General features: G+C 71.0%; 18 protein-coding genes. 13 read left to right on the forward strand and 5 right to left on the reverse strand.

Annotated features, from left to right (window positions below):
* The first annotated feature begins 62 nt into the window (after positions 1-62).
* The 3 genes from ACPT94_RS11290 to ACPT94_RS11300 are packed head-to-tail and all read left to right on the forward strand — an operon-like array spanning position 63 to position 3,375.
* Positions 63-1,556 carry an MFS transporter gene (locus ACPT94_RS11290; RefSeq protein ID WP_425245738.1) on the forward strand — a complete coding sequence of 498 codons (1,494 nt, stop codon included), beginning with the start codon at positions 63-65 and terminating at the stop codon, positions 1,554-1,556.
* A gap of 47 nt (positions 1,557-1,603) precedes the next feature.
* Positions 1,604-1,960: a YciI family protein gene (locus ACPT94_RS11295; RefSeq protein ID WP_360332677.1), complete on the forward strand. Its 357-nt coding sequence runs from the start codon at positions 1,604-1,606 to the stop codon at positions 1,958-1,960.
* Positions 1,961-2,016: 56 nt separating this feature from the next.
* Positions 2,017-3,375, forward strand: a complete 1,359-nt coding sequence (locus tag ACPT94_RS11300) for an RNA polymerase sigma factor (protein ID WP_425245739.1) — start codon at positions 2,017-2,019, stop codon at positions 3,373-3,375.
* 153 nt (positions 3,376-3,528) lie between these two features.
* Here ACPT94_RS11300 and ACPT94_RS11305 read toward each other — a convergent pair whose 3' ends face one another.
* Positions 3,529-4,704: a THUMP-like domain-containing protein gene (locus ACPT94_RS11305; RefSeq protein WP_425245740.1), complete on the reverse strand. Its 1,176-nt coding sequence runs from the start codon at positions 4,702-4,704 to the stop codon at positions 3,529-3,531.
* Between the two features lie 90 nt (positions 4,705-4,794).
* Here ACPT94_RS11305 and ACPT94_RS11310 point away from each other — a divergent pair, with 90 nt between their 5' ends.
* From ACPT94_RS11310 to ACPT94_RS11335, 6 genes are all read left to right on the forward strand, one after another.
* Positions 4,795-5,721: a polysaccharide deacetylase family protein gene (locus ACPT94_RS11310; RefSeq protein ID WP_425245741.1), complete on the forward strand. Its 927-nt coding sequence runs from the start codon at positions 4,795-4,797 to the stop codon at positions 5,719-5,721.
* A 35-nt stretch (positions 5,722-5,756) separates the two neighbouring features.
* Positions 5,757-6,569, forward strand: a complete 813-nt coding sequence (locus ACPT94_RS11315; protein WP_425245800.1) for a polysaccharide deacetylase family protein — start codon at positions 5,757-5,759, stop codon at positions 6,567-6,569.
* 127 nt (positions 6,570-6,696) lie between these two features.
* On the forward strand, positions 6,697-6,900 hold the full coding sequence (locus tag ACPT94_RS11320; protein ID WP_425245742.1) for a hypothetical protein: 204 nt from the start codon (positions 6,697-6,699) through the stop codon (positions 6,898-6,900).
* 342 nt (positions 6,901-7,242) lie between these two features.
* Positions 7,243-7,551, forward strand: a complete 309-nt coding sequence (gene groES / locus ACPT94_RS11325) for a co-chaperone GroES (RefSeq protein ID WP_039652762.1) — start codon at positions 7,243-7,245, stop codon at positions 7,549-7,551.
* Between the two features lie 122 nt (positions 7,552-7,673).
* Positions 7,674-9,299, forward strand: coding sequence for a chaperonin GroEL (groL, locus tag ACPT94_RS11330; RefSeq protein ID WP_360332236.1), 1,626 nt, complete (start codon positions 7,674-7,676; stop codon positions 9,297-9,299).
* 276 nt (positions 9,300-9,575) lie between these two features.
* Positions 9,576-9,998: a hypothetical protein gene (locus ACPT94_RS11335; RefSeq protein ID WP_360332239.1), complete on the forward strand. Its 423-nt coding sequence runs from the start codon at positions 9,576-9,578 to the stop codon at positions 9,996-9,998.
* A gap of 132 nt (positions 9,999-10,130) precedes the next feature.
* Here the strand turns inward: ACPT94_RS11335 and ACPT94_RS11340 are convergent, their stop codons facing one another.
* The 3 genes from ACPT94_RS11340 to ACPT94_RS11350 form a co-directional block, all read right to left on the reverse strand.
* The gene (locus ACPT94_RS11340) at positions 10,131-10,820 is read right to left on the reverse strand and encodes an ester cyclase (protein ID WP_360332242.1); all 690 of its coding nucleotides are present in this window, start codon (positions 10,818-10,820) and stop codon (positions 10,131-10,133) included.
* Positions 10,821-10,896: 76 nt separating this feature from the next.
* Complete coding sequence (locus tag ACPT94_RS11345; RefSeq protein ID WP_360332245.1) at positions 10,897-11,670, reverse strand: SDR family NAD(P)-dependent oxidoreductase; 774 nt, start codon at positions 11,668-11,670, stop codon at positions 10,897-10,899.
* A 96-nt stretch (positions 11,671-11,766) separates the two neighbouring features.
* Positions 11,767-12,435, reverse strand: coding sequence for an MOSC domain-containing protein (locus ACPT94_RS11350; protein WP_425245743.1), 669 nt, complete (start codon positions 12,433-12,435; stop codon positions 11,767-11,769).
* An 81-nt stretch (positions 12,436-12,516) separates the two neighbouring features.
* On the opposite strand from ACPT94_RS11350, the gene ACPT94_RS11355 reads away from it, so the two are divergent.
* A complete protein-coding gene (locus ACPT94_RS11355; protein WP_360332251.1) occupies positions 12,517-13,413 on the forward strand; it encodes a LysR family transcriptional regulator in 897 nt (298 codons plus the stop codon).
* Between the two features lie 200 nt (positions 13,414-13,613).
* On the opposite strand, the gene ACPT94_RS11360 is transcribed toward ACPT94_RS11355, so the two are convergent.
* A complete protein-coding gene (locus ACPT94_RS11360) occupies positions 13,614-13,940 on the reverse strand; it encodes a WhiB family transcriptional regulator (RefSeq protein WP_360332254.1) in 327 nt (108 codons plus the stop codon).
* 379 nt (positions 13,941-14,319) lie between these two features.
* Here ACPT94_RS11360 and ACPT94_RS11365 point away from each other — a divergent pair, with 379 nt between their 5' ends.
* The 3 genes from ACPT94_RS11365 (at position 14,320) to guaB (ending at position 17,701) form a co-directional block, all read left to right on the forward strand.
* Positions 14,320-14,931, forward strand: a complete 612-nt coding sequence (locus tag ACPT94_RS11365) for a response regulator transcription factor (protein WP_003948568.1) — start codon at positions 14,320-14,322, stop codon at positions 14,929-14,931.
* Between the two features lie 512 nt (positions 14,932-15,443).
* Positions 15,444-16,031, forward strand: a complete 588-nt coding sequence (locus ACPT94_RS11370) for a sigma-70 family RNA polymerase sigma factor (protein ID WP_360332257.1) — start codon at positions 15,444-15,446, stop codon at positions 16,029-16,031.
* Positions 16,032-16,195: 164 nt separating this feature from the next.
* Positions 16,196-17,701: an IMP dehydrogenase gene (guaB, locus tag ACPT94_RS11375; RefSeq protein WP_360332260.1), complete on the forward strand. Its 1,506-nt coding sequence runs from the start codon at positions 16,196-16,198 to the stop codon at positions 17,699-17,701.
* Positions 17,702-17,739: the final 38 nt, after the last annotated feature.

The following is a 17,739-nucleotide window of genomic DNA, read 5'->3' on the forward strand; positions in this document are numbered from 1 at the left end:
GCCCCAGACCGGTTTCCGTACGCGTATAGCTAATTTCTGTACGCGTATATTAACCTGCTCGCATGGCGAATCCTCCTGCGAACTCCCAGGCGTATCCCTCCCGTTGGTTACTCCTGGTGCTGCTCACCGTGCAGTTCCTCGTCTCTCTCGACGTGTCCGTCGTCAACGTCGCCCTGCCCGACATCGGTCACGGCCTCGGCTTCGGTGCCGAGTCGCTGGCCTGGGTCGTCAACGCCTACGCCCTGACCTTCGGTGGGCTGCTCATGCTCGGTGGGCGGCTCGCCGACGTCGTCGGACGGCGCCGGATCCTGGTGGCCGGCTTCGCCGTGTTCGGCGCCGCGAGCCTGGCCGGCGGGCTGGCGCAGACGCCGGGGCAGCTGATCGCCGCGCGGGCCGTGCAGGGCGCCGGGGCCGCCGCGCTCGCCCCGGTCGCACTCGCCCTCATCACCGTCACCTACGCGGCCGGACCCGCCCGTTCACGCGCCCTCGGGCTGTGGGGCGCCGCGGGCGCGGCGGGCGGGGCGGTCGGCGTCCTCGCGGGCGGACTGCTCACCGACTGGGCCGGCTGGCGCTCGGTGATGCTGGTCAACGTGCCGGTGGTGGCCGCGGCACTGGCCCTCGCCCGCCCGGCGGTCCCGGCCGACACCGCACGCCCCTGCGCCCCGCGCCTCGACATCGGCGGCGCCCTCCTCGTCACCTCCGGCACCTCGTTCCTCGTCCTGGGCCTGGTGCGGACGGAGACATACGGCTGGACGGCGTGGCAGTCGGCGGGGACCCTGGCCGTCGCGGCAGTCCTGCTGGCCGCGTTCGCCGTGACCGAGACCCGCGTACGCCAACCCCTGCTGCGGCTCGGACTGCTGACCCGGGGCCCGGTGCTCGCGGCGAACGTCTTCGCGCTGCTGATGTCGGCCGGCCAGTTCGCCGCGTTCTACTTCACCTCCCTCTACCTCCAGCAGGTCCTCGACTACGGCCCGACGGCCGCCGGCTCCGCCTTCCTGCCGTTCTGCGTCGGCGTCGTCGCCGGGACCGTGATCGCGACCCGTGCGATGGCCCGGTTCGGCGCCGGGACGCTGCTTCTGGCCGGCGGTCTGCTCGGAGCCGCCGGCATCGCCCTGTTCGCGGCGACGGTGGCCGTGGACGGCGGCTTCCTGCTCTCCGTCCTGCTGCCGTCGGCGGTCGCGAGCGTCGGCATCGGCATGTGTTTCGTACCGCTGGGCACCGCGGCCACGGACGGCGTCGCCCCCGAGGAGACGGGCATGGCGTCCGGCCTGCTCAACAGCTCGCGCCAGGTCGGCGGCGCGGTCGGCCTCGGCGTACTGGTCACGGTCGCGGGGGCGTACGACGGCACGGGCGGCCGGCGGGGGCTCGTCGACGGGTACGCGGTGGCGTACTGGGTGTCGGCGGCGCTGCTCGCGGCGGGGGCGCTCGCGGCGTGGGCGCTGTACGGAAAGAAACGCCCGCGACCTGCTCGAACGCCGTCGGAGACACCCGCCGGAAAAAAACCCTCGAAAAATTCCGGCGAGGGTGTCGATCGGAGCGTCTCCCGTTCGACGTAGAGGTGAGAGGCCGGGAAGAGCCCGGCCCCCGCACACCAGGAGTCACCATGCCCCGCTACCTCTCCCTCATCCGGATCGACGAGTCGACCGCCCCCTCCGAGGGACCCAGCCCCGAGCTGATGCAGCGCATGGGCGAACTCATCGAGGAGATCACCAAGGCCGGCGTCATGCTCGACACCGCCGGGCTGCTCCCGTCGGCACAGGGCACCCGGCTGCACCTGAAGGGCGGCGACATCTCCGTCACCGACGGGCCCTTCACCGAGACCAAGGAGGTCATCGGCGGCTACGCGATCATGCAGTGCAAGGACAAGGCCGAGGCGATGGAGTGGTCCAAGCGTTTCCTGAAGGTCCACGGCGACGAGTGGACCATGACTCTCGAGGTGCGGGAGATCGAGGAGGGCTGAGGGTTCCTCCCGGCCTTCCTTTCGTGGAGGCCGCCCGGGGTGTTCGATGGTGGGCTGTGGAACAACAGCCCGCCACCGGCCCCCGCGCCGCCACAGATCCCCGCGCCGCCGCCGGCCCCCGCGCCGCCACCGACCCCCGCGCCGCCATCGAAACCGTCTTCCGCCTCGAGTACGCCCGCGTCATCGCCGCCGTCACCCGGGTCGTCCGGGACGTCGGTCTCGCCGAGGAGTTGGCGCAGGACGCGCTGGTGGCCGCGCTGGAGCGGTGGCCGGGGGACGGCGTGCCGGACAACCCCGGTGCCTGGCTCACCGCGACCGCCCAGCACCGCGCGGTCGACCTGGTCCGGCGCAGGGAGACGTACGCCCGCAAACTGCAGGAGGTCGGCCGCGACCTGGAGACGACGGCGGCCCCGCCGGAGCCCGCCGCCTCCTACGACCCCGACGACATCGACGACGACCTGCTCCGCCTGGTCTTCACCGCCTGCCACCCGGTCCTGTCCGCCGACGCCCGCATCGCCCTCACCCTGCGCCTGCTCGGCGGCCTGACCACGCCCGAGATCGCCCGCGCCTTCCTCGTCCCGGAAGCGACGGTCGCGCAGCGCATCGTCCGCGCGAAGCGCACGCTCGCTACGAAGAACGTCCCCTTCGAGGTGCCTTACGGCCCCGACCGCGAGGCCCGTCTCGGCTCGGTGCTCGACGTCATCTACCTGATCTTCAACGAGGGATACGCGGCCACCGCCGGCGAAGACTGGCTGCGCCCGGCGCTCTGCGAGGACGCCCTCCGCCTTGCCCGGCAGCTCGCGGCCCTGATGCCGAAGGAGCCGGAGGTCCACGGCCTGGTCTCGCTGCTGGAGTTCCAGGCGTCCCGCACGGCGGCCCGTACCGCTCCCGACGGCACTCCTGTCCTGCTCAAGGACCAGAACCGCCGCCGCTGGAACCGCATGCTCATCGCCCGTGGCACCGACGCCCTCGCCCGCGCCGAGGCCACCTCCCCCCCTCTCGGTTCCGCTCGGGCGGGGGGACCCCCATCCCACGTCCCGGGCCCGTACGTCCTCCAGGCCGCCATCGCCGCCTGCCACGCGCACGCGTACTCCTACGAGGAGACGGACTGGCCGGCCATCGCCACCCTCTACAGCCTCCTCGGGGCCCGGTCCCCGTCCCCGGTGGTCGAACTCAACCGCGCGGTGGCCGTGTCGATGACGCGGGGCCCCGGCCCGGCCCTGGAGATCGTCGACGCCCTCGCCCGCGAACCCGCCCTCCGCGACTACCACCTCCTGCCCAGCGTCCGTGGCGACCTGCTCCTGCGCCTGGGCCGTACGGCGGAGGCGCGGGCGGAGTTCGCCCGGGCGGCGGAACTGACCGGCAACGAACGGGAACGGGAGCTGCTGCTGCACCGGGCCGACCAGGCGGGGTGAGGGGCCGGTCGGGGTGACCGATCAGGCCGCCGACATCCGGCGAGGCGACTCCGGGCGAGGCGACCCCAGGCAAGGCGACCGCGGGCAAAGGGATCCGCGGCCCGGTGACCTCAAGCCGGCTGACCCCCGGCCGGGTGACCTCAGGGGGTGACCTCAGGCTGGGTGACCGATGAGCATCGTCGGCGCCCCCGCCACCCGCGTCAGGAACACCGTCGCCGAATGGGGCCCCTGCGGCTTCACCTTCTTCCGCAGTTCCTCCGGCTCCACCGCCGACCCCCGCTTCTTCACGGTCAGGATCCCCACCTCCCGCTCCCGCAGCAGCGCCCTCAGCTTCTTGACGTTGAAGGGGAGCTGGTCGGTGATCTCGTAGGCGGTGGCGTACGGGGTCGTGTGCAGCTCGTCGGCGGTGACGTAGGCGATGGTGGGGTCGATCAGCCCGCCGTCCAGGTCCTCGGCCACCTGGGCGACCAGGTGGGCGCGGATGACGGCGCCGTCGGGCTCGTACAGGTACCGCCCGACGGGGCGGACCTCGGGGTCGGGCAGCATCGTGTCGGGCGAGGCCCGGATGCCGGCTTCCGTGGGCAGCAGCATCGCCCGACGCGCCCCGGGCGTCCGGCCCGAGCCGAACCACAGCACGGCCTCCTTCACGTCCCCTCCGTCCGAGATCCATTCGGCCTCGGCCTCGGCGGGGATCACCTCGTGCGGGATGCCGGGCGCGATCTTCAGGGCGGCGAGCGGAGCCCGGAGCGCGGCGGACACGGCCCAGGACAGGGGAGGGGAGTAGGCCTCGGGGTCGAAGATCCGGCCGCGTGCCCCGGAACGCCGGGCCGGGTCGACGAACACGGCGTCGTACGAGGACGTGTCGACCTCCGTCACATCCGCCTCGCGCACCTCGATCAGCTCGGCGAGGCCGAGCGCGGCGGCGTTGGCTCGCGCCGCCTCGCAGGTCAGCGGATCCCGGTCGACGGCGAGCACCCGGATCCCGGCGCGCGCGAACGCGATCGCGTCGCCGCCGATCCCACAGCACAGGTCCGCGACGGACCGGATCCCCAGTGCCGCGAAGCACTCGGCCCGATACGTCGCGACACTCGCCCGCGTCGACTGCTCGACCCCGTTCGGCGTGAAGAACATCCGCTCCGCGTCCGCCCCGAACTTCGCCGACGCCCGCTGCCGCAGCCGGGCCTGCCCGAGGGCCGCCGAGACGAGTTCGGCGGGGTGCTCGCGGCGCAGCCGGGTGGCGACGGCGAGTTCGTCGGCGAGGGCGGTGCCGCGCACGGCGTCGAGGAGGGCGCGGCCCTCGGGGGTGAGGAGGGGAGCGAGGTCGTTCACCGGCTCATTGTGGGCCAGTCGGTGGATGGTGCGCCTCCGGCAGCGGTGTCGGACGGGTTCGGGGGGCGGTGACTGCGATGATCCGGCGCCATGGGATCAGTAGTACAAAATGATAAAAAGGGGATGCGGCGGATGGGATTCCGTGGCGGCCTGGCCGTCCTCGCCGCGACCGCCATCGTCTCGGGCTGCGCGGAGGGCAGCGACTTCGCGATCCGTCCCGCCTCCGGTCAGCAGCCCGGCCAGGCCCCGCCGGCCGGCGCCCTGCACTCGTACGCCGAAAGGCTGCGCGCCCACCACTCGGCCAGGGTCGCGGCGGCGAAGCGCTGGGGCCTGAGGAAGGTCCCGCTGACACCCCCGGCACCCCCCAGGCCGAAGCCGGCGATCACCACCCGCGAAGGCTTCGAGGTGACCGGCCACGAGGAGCTGGACCTCCCCCCTGTCTTCACCACGATCCCCACCCGTCACAAGGTCGTCTTCCTGACCATCGACGACGGCGCCGAGAAGGACCCCGAGTTCCTGCGGATGATGGGCGAACTGAAGATCCCGTACACCGCCTTCCTCAGCGACTACCTCGTCAAGGACGACTACGGCTACTTCGAGAAGATGCAGGACACCGGAGTGGCCCTGAACAACCACACCCTCCACCACCCGTACCTGCCGGGTCTGTCCTACATGCGCCAGAAGCGCGAGATCTGCGGCATGCAGGACGTGATCGAGGAGCGCTTCGGTCAACGGCCCACCCTCTTCCGGCCGCCGTTCGGGAACTACGACCGCGACACCCTGCGTGCCGCGAAGGCCTGTGGCGTGAGGTACGCGCCACTCTGGAACGAGGAGGTCTTCGCCGACCACTGGGAGTACCGCGAGGGGGACCGCGACCTCCACCCCGGCGACATCGTCCTGAGCCACTTCCGCGGCCGGGCCGAAGGGGCGGGCACGATGCCCGACATGGTCCGCCGGTTCCTGAACAAGGTCACGGAGAAGGGATACGCGGTGGCCCGCCTGGAGGACTACCTGTGAGAGAACGCGGGCGCGCAGCCGCCCTGCTGACCCTGATGGCACTGACGCTGACGACCCTGACCGGCTGCGCCCAGTCCGTCGACCCGATCGAACGACTGGGCAGGAAGGCGGCGGAACGCGTACGACCGGACCACGGCCCGGCACCGGAACAGCCGCTCTCGGCTCCGCTCGAGCGGGGGGACCCCTATCGCCGCTGGGGCCTGACGGCCCCCCTCTCCCCGCCCCCCACCCCCGCGTCCGGACCGAGCACCGCGAGCCACACGTCCCTCCCCCCGGTCGTCGACCACATCCCGACCCGCGACAAGGTCGTCTTCCTCACCTACGACGACGGCGCCGAACGCGACCCCCGCTTCACCGAGCTGGTCCGCGACCTCCGTCTCCCGGTGACCATGTTCCTCACGGACAGCGTGGTGGGCCCCGCCTACGCCCACTTCGCCCGCCTGCGGTCCGTCGGCGCCGGCATCCAGAACCACACCCTCGACCACCCCGCCCTGCGCGGCCTGCCCTACGCCGGCCAGCGCGCCGAGATCTGCGGCCAGCAGGACAAACTCAAGTCCCGCTTCGGCCTGCGCCCCCGCCTCTTCCGCCCGCCCTACGGCACCTACGACACCACCACCCTGCGTGCCGCCGCCGACTGCGGCATCACCGCGATCGTCCTCTGGCGCGCCTCGATGGGCCCCACGGACCTCACCTTCACCCACGGCTCCCGCCACCTCCGTCCCGGCGACATCATCGCCGTCGACCCCGACGAGGCGACGGGCCCGAGCCTCAGGGAACGGACGACCAGGCTGCTGCGGCGGGCGCAGGAACAGGGCCTGACGGTGGGCCGGTTGGAGGACTACCTGTAGCGCCTCCACCGGCACGGGCAGCGCCGCCAGACAGCACCCGGCGGTGGGACACGGATGACGGGCGGGGGGACGGTACGGCAGCCAACTCGGCTTGTTCGGCGTTCGAGAACGAGGGTTTGTCGCGACCGTGCTGGTGCTGGTGCTGGTGCTGGTGCTGGTGCTGGTGCTGGGGCTGATGGGGCTGACGGGGCTGATTGGGCTGATGGGGCTGATGGGGCTGATGGGGCTGATGGGGCTTTGGGGCGCTGGGGAGTGGGCGGCGGCCCGCCACCCGTCGGTCACGTTGTTCTGTTCCGGCGGGGGTATCCCGTCCACCCGCCCGAAGGGGTGAACTTCGCGGCGCGGGGCCCGCAAGATCAGCCCGTCCGGCGATCGAGGACGAGGCCCGTCCAGGGCCGAAGCGGGGGTCCGGGGGCGGCAGCCCCCAGCGGCGCCCACCCGAAGACACGGCCACAACGACACTCACGCCAGCTGAAAAACCTGCCGACGCGCCGCAGGCATTGGCACTCCGCTTGACCGAGTGCTAACCCCGGTCATAGTCTCAGCTCTGGCACTCCCCGTTGGAGAGTGCCAACAACGCGACGGGCAGGTCCGGCACCCGCGACGACGGATCGACCTGGTCGCCACCTCAGACAGTTAACCCCGTGAGATCTCCGAAGGGGGAGGTCGGATCGTGACGACCGCCAGCTCCAAGGTTGCCATCAAGCCGCTCGAGGACCGCATCGTGGTCCAGCCGCTCGACGCCGAGCAGACCACGGCCTCTGGCCTGGTCATCCCGGACACCGCGAAGGAGAAGCCCCAGGAGGGCGCCGTCCTCGCCGTGGGCCCGGGCCGCTTCGAGAACGGCGAGCGCCTTCCGCTCGACGTCAAGGTCGGCGACGTCGTCCTGTACAGCAAGTACGGCGGCACCGAGGTGAAGTACAACGGCGAGGAGTACCTCGTCCTCTCGGCTCGCGACGTCCTCGCGATCATCGAGAAGTAATTCACCTCGAGCAATTTGTTGCTTGAAGCTGCGCCCCTGGCCCCCGCGACCACATAAGAAGCCGGGCGCCCGGGGCGCAGTGTCTTTTTCACCCACAGATTTCCGAGAGGGCTCCCGCTGTCATGGCGAAGATCCTGAAGTTCGACGAGGACGCCCGTCGCGCCCTCGAGCGCGGCGTCAACAAGCTGGCCGACACGGTCAAGGTGACGATCGGCCCCAAGGGCCGCAACGTCGTCATCGACAAGAAGTTCGGTGCCCCCACCATCACCAACGACGGTGTCACGATCGCCCGCGAGGTCGAGATCGAGGACCCGTACGAGAACCTCGGCGCGCAGCTGGTGAAGGAGGTGGCGACCAAGACCAACGACATCGCTGGTGACGGCACCACCACCGCCACGGTCCTGGCCCAGGCGCTGGTCCGTGAGGGCCTGAAGAACGTCGCCGCCGGCGCCTCCCCGGCCGCCCTGAAGAAGGGCATCGACGCCGCGGTCAAGGCCGTCTCCGACGACCTGCTCGCCTCCGCGCGCCCGATCGACGAGAAGTCCGACATCGCCGCCGTCGCCGCGCTGTCCGCCCAGGACCAGCAGGTCGGCGAGCTCATCGCCGAGGCGATGGACAAGGTCGGCAAGGACGGTGTCATCACCGTCGAGGAGTCCAACACCTTCGGTCTGGAGCTGGACTTCACCGAGGGCATGGCCTTCGACAAGGGCTACCTGTCGCCGTACTTCGTGACGGACCAGGAGCGCATGGAGGCCGTCCTGGAGGACCCGTACATCCTCATCAACCAGGGCAAGATCTCCTCCATCGCCGACCTGCTGCCGCTGCTGGAGAAGGTCATCCAGACCAACTCCTCCAAGCCGCTGCTGATCATCGCCGAGGACGTCGAGGGCGAGGCCCTGTCCACCCTCGTCGTGAACAAGATCCGCGGCACCTTCAACGCGGTGGCCGTCAAGGCCCCGGGCTTCGGTGACCGCCGCAAGGCGATGCTGCAGGACATGGCCGTCCTGACCGGCGCCACCGTCATCTCCGAGGAGGTCGGCCTCAAGCTCGACCAGGTCGGCGTCGACGTGCTCGGCTCCGCCCGCCGCGTCACCGTCACCAAGGACGACACCACCATCGTCGACGGCGCCGGCAACTCCGAGGACGTCCAGGGCCGCGTCGCCCAGATCAAGGCCGAGATCGAGAACACCGACTCCGACTGGGACCGCGAGAAGCTCCAGGAGCGCCTCGCGAAGCTGGCCGGCGGCGTGTGCGTGATCAAGGTCGGCGCCGCCACCGAGGTGGAGCTGAAGGAGAAGAAGCACCGTCTGGAGGACGCCATCTCCGCGACCCGCGCCGCGGTCGAGGAGGGCATCGTCTCCGGTGGTGGCTCCGCGCTGGTCCACGCCGTGAAGGTCCTCGAGGGCAACCTCGACAAGACCGGCGACGAGGCCACCGGTGTCTCCGTGGTCCGCCGCGCCGCCGTCGAGCCGCTGCGCTGGATCGCCGAGAACGCCGGCCTCGAGGGCTACGTCATCGTCTCCAAGGTCGCCGAGCTCGAGAAGGGCAACGGCTACAACGCCGCCACCGGCGAGTACACCGACCTGATCAAGGCCGGCGTCATCGACCCGGTGAAGGTCACCCGCTCCGCCCTGGAGAACGCCGCCTCCATCGCCTCCCTCCTCCTCACGACCGAGACCCTGGTCGTCGAGAAGAAGGAAGAGGAAGAGCCGGCCGCCGCGGGCCACGGCCACGGCCACGCCCACTGACATAAGTCAGAGTTGAGGCCCGGCACCCCGAGGGGTGCCGGGCCTTCGCGTTGCCGTGCCCCTCGTCAGCCCGTGCTGACGCAGGTGGCCGACGACTGACGCGGTGTCCGACCGCCCCTCACGCATGCCGGGCCGGCTGGTTGATCGCCTACACCACGAGTACGGATACCGTGCGAAATATCCAAAATTAGAGTGAGATCAACCTCGCCAGTGCCACAGTGAGGCATGGTGTGGACAACGCTGGCGCCGCTCATCGGCGTCGTACTCGGCGGGCTCATGTCGTTCCTGGCCCAGCACTCGTCAGGACGCGCGTCGGAGCGGGCCGAGGCGCGACGCAGCGTTCGCGAACGCGCCGAGGCGCGCCGTAGCGAACGCCTCACCCACCTCATCGCTTTCCTGACCGCGGTGCAGGAAGCCGAACGGGTCGCCGTGGACCGCTATCACCACCGCTTGACCGACGAACAGTGGCAGGCACGGGCAAAGCAGACCCTGGACAAGATGTGGGTGGCGCAGAAGACGATTCACATGCTGTGCGCGTCCGAGGTCAACGAGGCGGCACGTCGGCTCGCGTTCGCCGTTCAGGACGTGATCAGGAACGGCCCCGATGATCCGGGAGAACCACAGGACGAGAAGATCTGGGCGTACATCCGGCCGAGTCGACGGGAGTTCCTCGACGTCGCGTGCGACCAGCTGACGTGAGCGTGCTCGACTCCGAGCCCCCGTGTGCCGGATGAAGCGACCACGAAAGCCCCGCTCCGCACACACGCGCCGGAGCGGGGCCTTCCTCCTGACCGATCCCCTTCGTCGAGCTTCTTCGCTGATCCTCGCGGGCTACCGACCGAGTACCCCCAACTGCTCCAGCAGCCCCGCCCGGTCGTACTGCCACCACGCCTCGCAGATCTGCCCGCCCCGGAACCGGTGCCAGGTCATGCCGGTCATCGTGGCCTCCTGACCGGTGGCCGAGATGCCGAGGAAGTCGCCCTTGTGCCGGCCCTGCCAGGTCCAGCGGCTGCACACCAGATCGTCCTGGGCGAGCTGGCCGTCCACCCGGATCGAGAAGTCGAAAGCCCGCCGCCAGCCGGTGACCTCGTCACGCGCCGCCCGCAGCCCCGTGTCCTGCGGATTCGCCGGGTCGTGGTCGACGTAGTCGTCGGCGACCCGCTCGAACAGCCGGTCCACGTCGCCCCGCCCGAGCCCCTCGAGGAACTCCCGCGCCACACCGCGGTTGAGCTGCTCGTCCCGCACCACGTCCAGATCGGTGAAGGTGGGCACCTCGTCGCAGAGGGCCACCATCTCGCGGAAGATCCGGTCGGTCTCCGGAAGGTTCGAGTTCCGCATCGCCTCCTCGTACGACGGGAACTCCACGATCTCGATGAGATGCGTCGCGTCCGACCGGTCCTTGCCGACCAGCGCGTGTGTCGCGGTCCGCTTTCCCCTGGTCTGTTCGACCCACGTGTCCAGCAGCCGGTTCATCTCGTCGAACCGGCTCGTCCTGCAGTCGATGAGCTGTACGAATGTCATGACGCCGCCTCCGGCCCCCCTGGGTCCGGTCTGGTCACGCCCATTTTCCCACCGGAGCGCCGACGTCACCCGCCCACTACTGAGGCCCGTACTTGCGCCCCGTCCTCGAGCTGACCCCGCCCAGCAGCGACCGGGGCGTCACCTTCACCAGTCCCATCAGCGCCTTGTACCGCGGGTCGGGAATCGACACCGACTTCCCGCGCGCCAGATCGTGCAGCGCCGCCGCGACCAGCTTGTCGGCGTCCAGCCACATCCAGCCGGGGATGTTGTCCGTCCCCATCCCGGCCCGCTCGTGGAACTCCGTCCGCACGAACCCCGGGCACAGCGCCATCAGCCGCACCCCGCTGCCGTCCAGGTCCTTCGCGGCCCCCTGCGTGAACTGCACGACCCACGCCTTGGACGCCCCGTACGTCCCGCGCGGCAGGAAGGCCGCGACCGACGCCACGTTGACGACCCCGCCGCGCCCCCGCTCCCGCATCGCCGCGGTCGCCGCCGACGTCAGCCGCAGCACCGCCTCGCAGTGCACCTTGAGCATCCTCAGCTCGTCGGCCATCGGTACGTCGAGGTAGCGGCCCTTGTTGCCGAAGCCCGCGTTGTTCACGAGCAGGTCGACGGGGTTCTTGCGGTCGCCGAGCCGTGCGGCCACCGCCTCGATGCCCTCGTCCTCGGCCAGGTCGGCCGTGAGCACCTCCGCCTCGATGCCGTGCCGGTCGTGCAACTCGGTCGCCTGCTCACGCAGACGCTTGGTGTCCCGTGCGACGAGGACGAGATCGTGCCCGTCCGCCGCCAGCCGGCGTGCGAACGCGGCACCGATGCCCGCGGTCGAACCCGTAATCAGAGCCGTTGTCATGGCAGAAGCGTAGTGACCCGGACTGACGGCGTCCGTTCTCTGCACGGCGCCTCCAGACGGTGAAGACGTCGTGTGCACGCCACCCGGGGCGGCGGCTCAGCCCCCGTACTGCTCCACGTACTTCCGGGCCGCCTCCCGCGCCTCCGGGTGCAGTGCGTCGCCCGCCGCCAGCAGCCGTGGCAGCAGCTCGCGGTGCGTGGTCGTGGCCTGGAACTCCATCCGGGCCGTCACCTCGTGCTCCGGCAGGTGGACGATCTCCACCGGATCCCCCGCGCTGATCTCGCCCGGCACGATCACCCGCAGATACGCGCCCGTCGCGGCCTTCTGTGTGAACCGCTTGACCCACCGCTGCTCGCCCACATGGCCCTGGAAGGTCAGGCAGGGTATGCGCCCCGAGGTGACCTCCAGGACGACGGTCGGGCCGATGCGCCAGCGCTCGCCGATCCGCGCGCCGGAGACGTCCAGACCGGTGGTGGTGAGGTTCTCGCCGAAGGCGCCGTTCGCCAGCGTGCGCCCCAGCTCGCGCTCCCAGTCGTCGAGGTCCTCGCGCGCGACGGCGTACACCGCCTGGTCGTTCCCGCCGTGATGGCGCAGGTCGCACACGGCGTCCCCGGCGAGCCCGCTCCCCGCGGTGCCCTTCGGTCCCGGCGCGGCCACCCGTACCGGCCCCTCGACGGGGCGCTTGTCGATGCCGGTCAGTCCCTGCGGCTGGTCGGTGTACGGCACGGCCTTGGGGCGGCCCACGTTGACGGACAGAAGCCTCATGGGCCGCACGGTAGGGGACCGGCGGTCAAAGTGTCGACGCATTATTCGTCGCCGTACCCAAGACTCACTTATGCTCGAAAGGTGATCGAGGCCCGTCATCTCCGTGTGCTGCGCACCGTGGCCGCCACCGGTTCCTTCTCTGCGGCGGGGCGCGAGCTGGGGTGCACACAGCCGGCGGTCAGCCAGCAGATGAAGGCCCTGGAGGCGTCCGTGGGCACGCCCCTGCTCGTCCGCAGCGGCCGCGAGATGCGCCTGACCCAGGCGGGCGAGGCCCTCGTACGGCACGCGGCCGGGATCCTCGCGGGCCTCACCGCCGCCGAGGAGGAGGTCGCCGCCATCGCCGGACTGCGCGCCGGCCGGGTCCGCCTCGTCTCCTTCCCCAGCGGCAGCTCCACGCTCGTCCCCACCGCCCTGGCCGCCCTGCGCGCCGCCCATCCCGGAACCCGGGTCTCCCTGGAGGAGTCCGAGCCGCCCGAGTCGGTCGACAAGCTGCGCGCGGGCGACTGCGACATCGCCCTCGCCTTCCGCTACGAGGATGCGGCGGGCGCCGAGGAGTGGGCCGACCTGGTCGTCCGCCCGCTGCTGATGGACCGTCTCGTCGCCCTCGTACCCGAACGGCACCGCCTCGCGCGCGCGGAGTCCCTCGCCATCGGCGAACTCGCCCGGGAGCCCTGGATCGCCGGGTGTCCGCGCTGTCGCGGCCAGCTGGTGGAGGTGTGCGAGGGCGCGGGCTTCACCCCCCGCATCGATTTCGCGACCGACGACTACCCGGCCGTCGCGGGCCTGGTCGGCGCCGGCCTGGGCGTGGCCGTCCTGCCCCAGCTCGCGATCGAGTCCGTACGGCCCCGAGGGGCGCGCGCGGTCACATTGGAACCGGCGGTGCGGCGGGAGATCGTCGCGCTCACGCTCCCCGACCTGGCCCAGGTGCCGGCGGTGGCGGCCACGCTGGAGCAGCTGGGGCGGGCGGCGGCGCGGTAGGGGGCGCGCGAGCGGGCGGCGAGGGCCGTGGCAGCCGTCGGCGCCGGGGGTACTTGCCGTCCTGGCCGCAGTGGGTGGCCGTGGCCGAGCGGGGCGGCCGGGGCCGTGGCCGAGCGGGCGGCCGGGGTCGTATCAGGAGGGGCCGAAAAAGTAACAAGGGCACGCGCGTGCGTGCCCCAGAGATGTGCAGAAACGTTCCTTCAGGCGTTCGGAGCGGTGTCTCCGCTCGTCGACGCCGACACCAGCCGATGGCGCGCCCGCCCCATGAGCTCCTCGCGCTCGTCCTCGGTCAGCCCACCCCACACGCCGTACGGCTCTCTCACCGCCAGCGCGTGCGCCGCGCACTGCGCGCGCACCGGGCACCTCATGCAGACCTCCTTGGCCGAGTTCTCGCGAGCGCTCCGCGCCGCCCCGCGCTCGCCCTCCGGATGGAAGAAGAGCGAACTGTCCACCCCGCGGCACGCAGCCAGAAGCTGCCAGTCCCACAGGTCCGCGTTCGGTCCGGGAAGGCGGGAGAAATCTGCCATTGCGTGACCCCTTGTAGCCGTTCTGAGCGGATACGGTGTCCACGACCGTACAACTACGATCTAAGGAGATGAAAATATGACCCATTGCGAATCTAGCCTTAGACGCCAGCAAATGGGAAGAAAAGGGGCTGAATGGGGCACGGGTTGTGATGAAAGCTTGAGGGTCCGCGCGGCTGTCTCCACCGTGTCCGCACCCTCACGTAGAGTGCCGAAGAGTGCACGCAGCCCCGTAACTCTTTCGAGTGACCATCGTTGAGAGTGCGGAGGCGGTTGAAAACACAAACGCTCGGGCAGGCGTCCGAGACGGTCGACCGCACAGGTGACGATTCGTACCAGCCTGGAGGCACAAGGTGACGCGCATCAGCTGCGGAGGGCGGCCATGACTTCCGTCCTCGTCTGCGACGACTCCCCGCTTGCCCGAGAGGCGCTCCGCCGCGCGGTCGCGACCGTGCCCGGCGTCGAGCGCGTGACGACGGCGGCCAACGGCGAGGAAGTCCTCCGCCGCTGGGGCGCCGACCGCTCGGACCTGATTCTGATGGACGTGCGGATGCCCGGACTGGGAGGCGTCGAGACCGTCCGGCGGCTGCTGTCCGCCGACCCGGGCGCCCGCATCATCATGCTGACCGTCGCCGAGGACCTCGACGGCGTCGCGCTCGCGGTCGCCGCCGGCGCCCGCGGCTACCTGCACAAGGACGCCTCACGCGCGGAACTGCGCGCGACCGTCACCCAGGCTCTCGCCGACCCGACCTGGCGCCTGGCACCCCGCCGGCTGCGCTCCGCCGAGATGGGCGCGGCGCCCACCCTCACCGCGCGGGAGATCCAGGTCCTGGAGGGCATGAGCCACGGCCGCTCCAACGCGGAGATCGGCCGCGAGCTGTTCCTCTCCGAGGACACCGTCAAGACCCACGCCCGCCGGCTCTTCAAGAAGCTCGGCGCCTCGGACCGCGCGCACGCCGTGGCGCTCGGCTTCCGCTGGGGGCTGGTCCGCTAGGAACCGTCCGGCGGACCACGTCGAGAAGAAGCAGCGGCACCTTGTGGACGCCGGTGTGCGGGGTGAGGAGTGTCCCCGCGGGAGCGGGCCGGGAGTGGGCGCCGGGCTCGGGGGCCCGGCTCGGGGGCGGGCTCGGGAGAGCCGCAGCCGACGACCACGCCGTCGGGGGTCTGACTCGGGGCAGGCCCTGCCGACTTTTCGGAGCAGGCCGACTTCAGCGAAGGGGAGCGGGGGCATGGGTGAACGTCCCTGTTCGCACGGGGTCGAGAGCATGCGGGAAACCCCCGTCCGCCGGGCGGTGGACGGGGGCGGCACAGGGCCTCGCCGGGTGCCCGCTGCTCGTTTCGCCGCGGATGCCGCATCCTTGAGGTGTGGAGTTCCTCGCGGACGAGTCGGTCGAGCGGAAGGGGAGGGCGCAGGGGATGAGTGCCGGCGCACCTGCTCATAACGCTTCGGTGCACAACGACGGGCACGGTGCCGCGGCCGGTACGGCCGCGGTGCACCATGGACCGATGCGCGAAGACGAGGCGGTCCGTGCCCAGGGAACGATCGGCGGCCTCGTGCACCGCGCCGTCGACGGCGACGAGCAGGCCACCCACGACCTGCTCGCTCACGTCCACCCCCTGGCGCTGCGCTACTGCCGCACCCGGCTGTCCCGCCTTCCGGGCGACGCACGCCACTTCGTGGAGGACCTCGCCCAGGAGGTCTGCGTGGCCGTCCTCCTGGCCCTCCCGCGCTACAAGGACACGGGTCGTCCCTTCGAGGCCTTCGTCTTCGCCATCGCCGCCCACAAGGTCGCCGATCTCCAGCGCGCGGCGATGCGCCACCCGGGGTCGACGGCGGTCCCCTCCGACGAGATGCCCGAGCGGCCGGACGACTCCCTGGGGCCGGAGGAGCGGGCCCTGCTGAGCAGCGACGCCGAGTGGGCGAAGAAACTGCTGGCCAACCTGCCGGAGAACCAGCGGGAGCTGCTCCTGCTGCGCATCGCGGTGGGCCTCACGGCCGAGGAGACCGGCCAGATGTTGGGAATGTCACCCGGCGCGGTCCGCGTGGCCCAGCACCGGGCGCTGAGCAGACTGCGGGCGCTCGCCGAGCAGTGACCGCCTCGTCAACCGGCCCCTCAGGCGCCTTCGGTGAACAGGCCGGTCGTGATTTCCGTACGAACATACGAAGCCCGGAGTGACGTCGGACTGTGGAATTCGGGAGGTGCGCTTCCCGTTAGCATGGACATCCGCACCGATCAAGGCCATTTGGGGAAGGTGTCATGACTGCCAACGTCGACGGAGTGCCCGGAAAATTCGCGACACTCGGGCTGACCTACGACGACGTGCTGCTGCTGCCGGGCGCATCCGAGGTGCTCCCCAACGCGGTCGACACCTCGTCCCGCATCTCCCGCAACGTCCGGGTCAACATCCCGCTGCTGTCGGCGGCGATGGACAAGGTGACCGAGTCCCGCATGGCGATCGCGATGGCCCGCCTCGGCGGCGTCGGTGTGTTGCACCGCAACCTCTCCATCGAGGACCAGGCCAACCAGGTCGACCTGGTGAAGCGCTCCGAGTCCGGCATGGTGGCCAACCCGATCACCATCCACCCCGACGCCACGCTCGCCGAGGCCGACGCCCTGTGCGGCAAGTTCCGCATCAGCGGCGTCCCGGTCACCGACCCGGCCGGCAAGCTGCTCGGCATCGTGACCAACCGTGACATGGCCTTCGAGACGGACCGCTCACGCCAGGTGCGCGAGGTCATGACGCCGATGCCGCTGGTCACCGGGAAGGTCGGCATCTCCGGCGTCGAGGCCATGGAGCTGCTGCGCCGCCACAAGATCGAGAAGCTGCCGCTGGTCGACGAGTCGGGCGTCCTCAAGGGCCTCATCACCGTCAAGGACTTCGTCAAGGCCGAGAAGTACCCCAACGCGGCGAAGGACGCCGAGGGACGTCTGCTCGTCGGTGCCGCCGTCGGCGCCAGCCCCGAGGCCCTGGAGCGCGCCCAGGCGCTCGCCGAGGCCGGGGTGGACTTCCTGGTCGTCGACACCTCGCACGGCCACAACAGCAACGCCCTCAGCTGGATGTCGAAGATCAAGTCGAGCGTGAGCGTCGACGTGATCGGCGGCAACGTCGCCACCCGCGACGGCGCCCAGGCGCTGATCGACGCCGGCGTCGACGGCATCAAGGTCGGTGTGGGCCCCGGCTCCATCTGCACCACCCGCGTGGTCGCCGGCATCGGCGTCCCGCAGGTCACCGCCATCTACGAGGCCTCCCTCGCCGCCCGCCCGGCGGGCATCCCGCTGATCGGCGACGGTGGTCTGCAGTACTCCGGCGACATCGGCAAGGCGCTGGCCGCCGGTGCCGACACGGTGATGCTGGGCAGCCTCCTCGCGGGCTGTGAGGAGTCGCCCGGCGAACTGCAGTTCATCAACGGCAAGCAGTTCAAGTCCTACCGCGGCATGGGCTCGCTCGGTGCGATGCAGTCCCGCGGCCAGGGCCGGTCGTACTCGAAGGACCGCTACTTCCAGGCCGACGTCGCCTCCGACGACAAGCTGGTCCCCGAAGGCGTGGAGGGCCAGGTGCCCTACCGCGGCCCGCTCTCCAACGTGCTGCACCAGCTCGTCGGCGGTCTGCGCCAGACCATGGGCTACGTGGGCGCCGCCACCATCGAGGAGATGGAGTCCAAGGGCCGCTTCGTCCGCATCACCTCCGCGGGCCTGAAGGAGAGCCACCCGCACGACATCCAGATGACGGTCGAGGCGCCGAACTACAGCACCAAGCAGTAGCGCGAAGCGACGCACGCGCGCGTGACGGCCGATCGAGG

Source organism: Streptomyces aurantiaciflavus, from assembly GCF_049808595.1.
Classification (GTDB): domain Bacteria; phylum Actinomycetota; class Actinomycetes; order Streptomycetales; family Streptomycetaceae; genus Streptomyces.

Coding starts and splice junctions, on each gene's coding strand:
- ACPT94_RS11370 (WP_360332257.1), top strand. CDS start 15,444: ATGCGCGAAGACGAGGCGGTCCGTGCCCAGGGAACGATCGGCGGCCTC.
- ACPT94_RS11360 (WP_360332254.1), bottom strand. CDS start 13,940: ATGGCAGATTTCTCCCGCCTTCCCGGACCGAACGCGGACCTGTGGGAC.
- ACPT94_RS11310 (WP_425245741.1), top strand. CDS start 4,795: ATGGGATCAGTAGTACAAAATGATAAAAAGGGGATGCGGCGGATGGGA.
- ACPT94_RS11315 (WP_425245800.1), top strand. CDS start 5,757: ATGGCACTGACGCTGACGACCCTGACCGGCTGCGCCCAGTCCGTCGAC.
- guaB (WP_360332260.1), top strand. CDS start 16,196: ATGACTGCCAACGTCGACGGAGTGCCCGGAAAATTCGCGACACTCGGG.
- groL (WP_360332236.1), top strand. CDS start 7,674: ATGGCGAAGATCCTGAAGTTCGACGAGGACGCCCGTCGCGCCCTCGAG.
- ACPT94_RS11335 (WP_360332239.1), top strand. CDS start 9,576: ATGTCGTTCCTGGCCCAGCACTCGTCAGGACGCGCGTCGGAGCGGGCC.
- ACPT94_RS11290 (WP_425245738.1), top strand. CDS start 63: ATGGCGAATCCTCCTGCGAACTCCCAGGCGTATCCCTCCCGTTGGTTA.
- ACPT94_RS11340 (WP_360332242.1), bottom strand. CDS start 10,820: ATGACATTCGTACAGCTCATCGACTGCAGGACGAGCCGGTTCGACGAG.
- ACPT94_RS11345 (WP_360332245.1), bottom strand. CDS start 11,670: ATGACAACGGCTCTGATTACGGGTTCGACCGCGGGCATCGGTGCCGCG.
- ACPT94_RS11350 (WP_425245743.1), bottom strand. CDS start 12,435: ATGAGGCTTCTGTCCGTCAACGTGGGCCGCCCCAAGGCCGTGCCGTAC.
- ACPT94_RS11295 (WP_360332677.1), top strand. CDS start 1,604: ATGCCCCGCTACCTCTCCCTCATCCGGATCGACGAGTCGACCGCCCCC.
- ACPT94_RS11365 (WP_003948568.1), top strand. CDS start 14,320: ATGACTTCCGTCCTCGTCTGCGACGACTCCCCGCTTGCCCGAGAGGCG.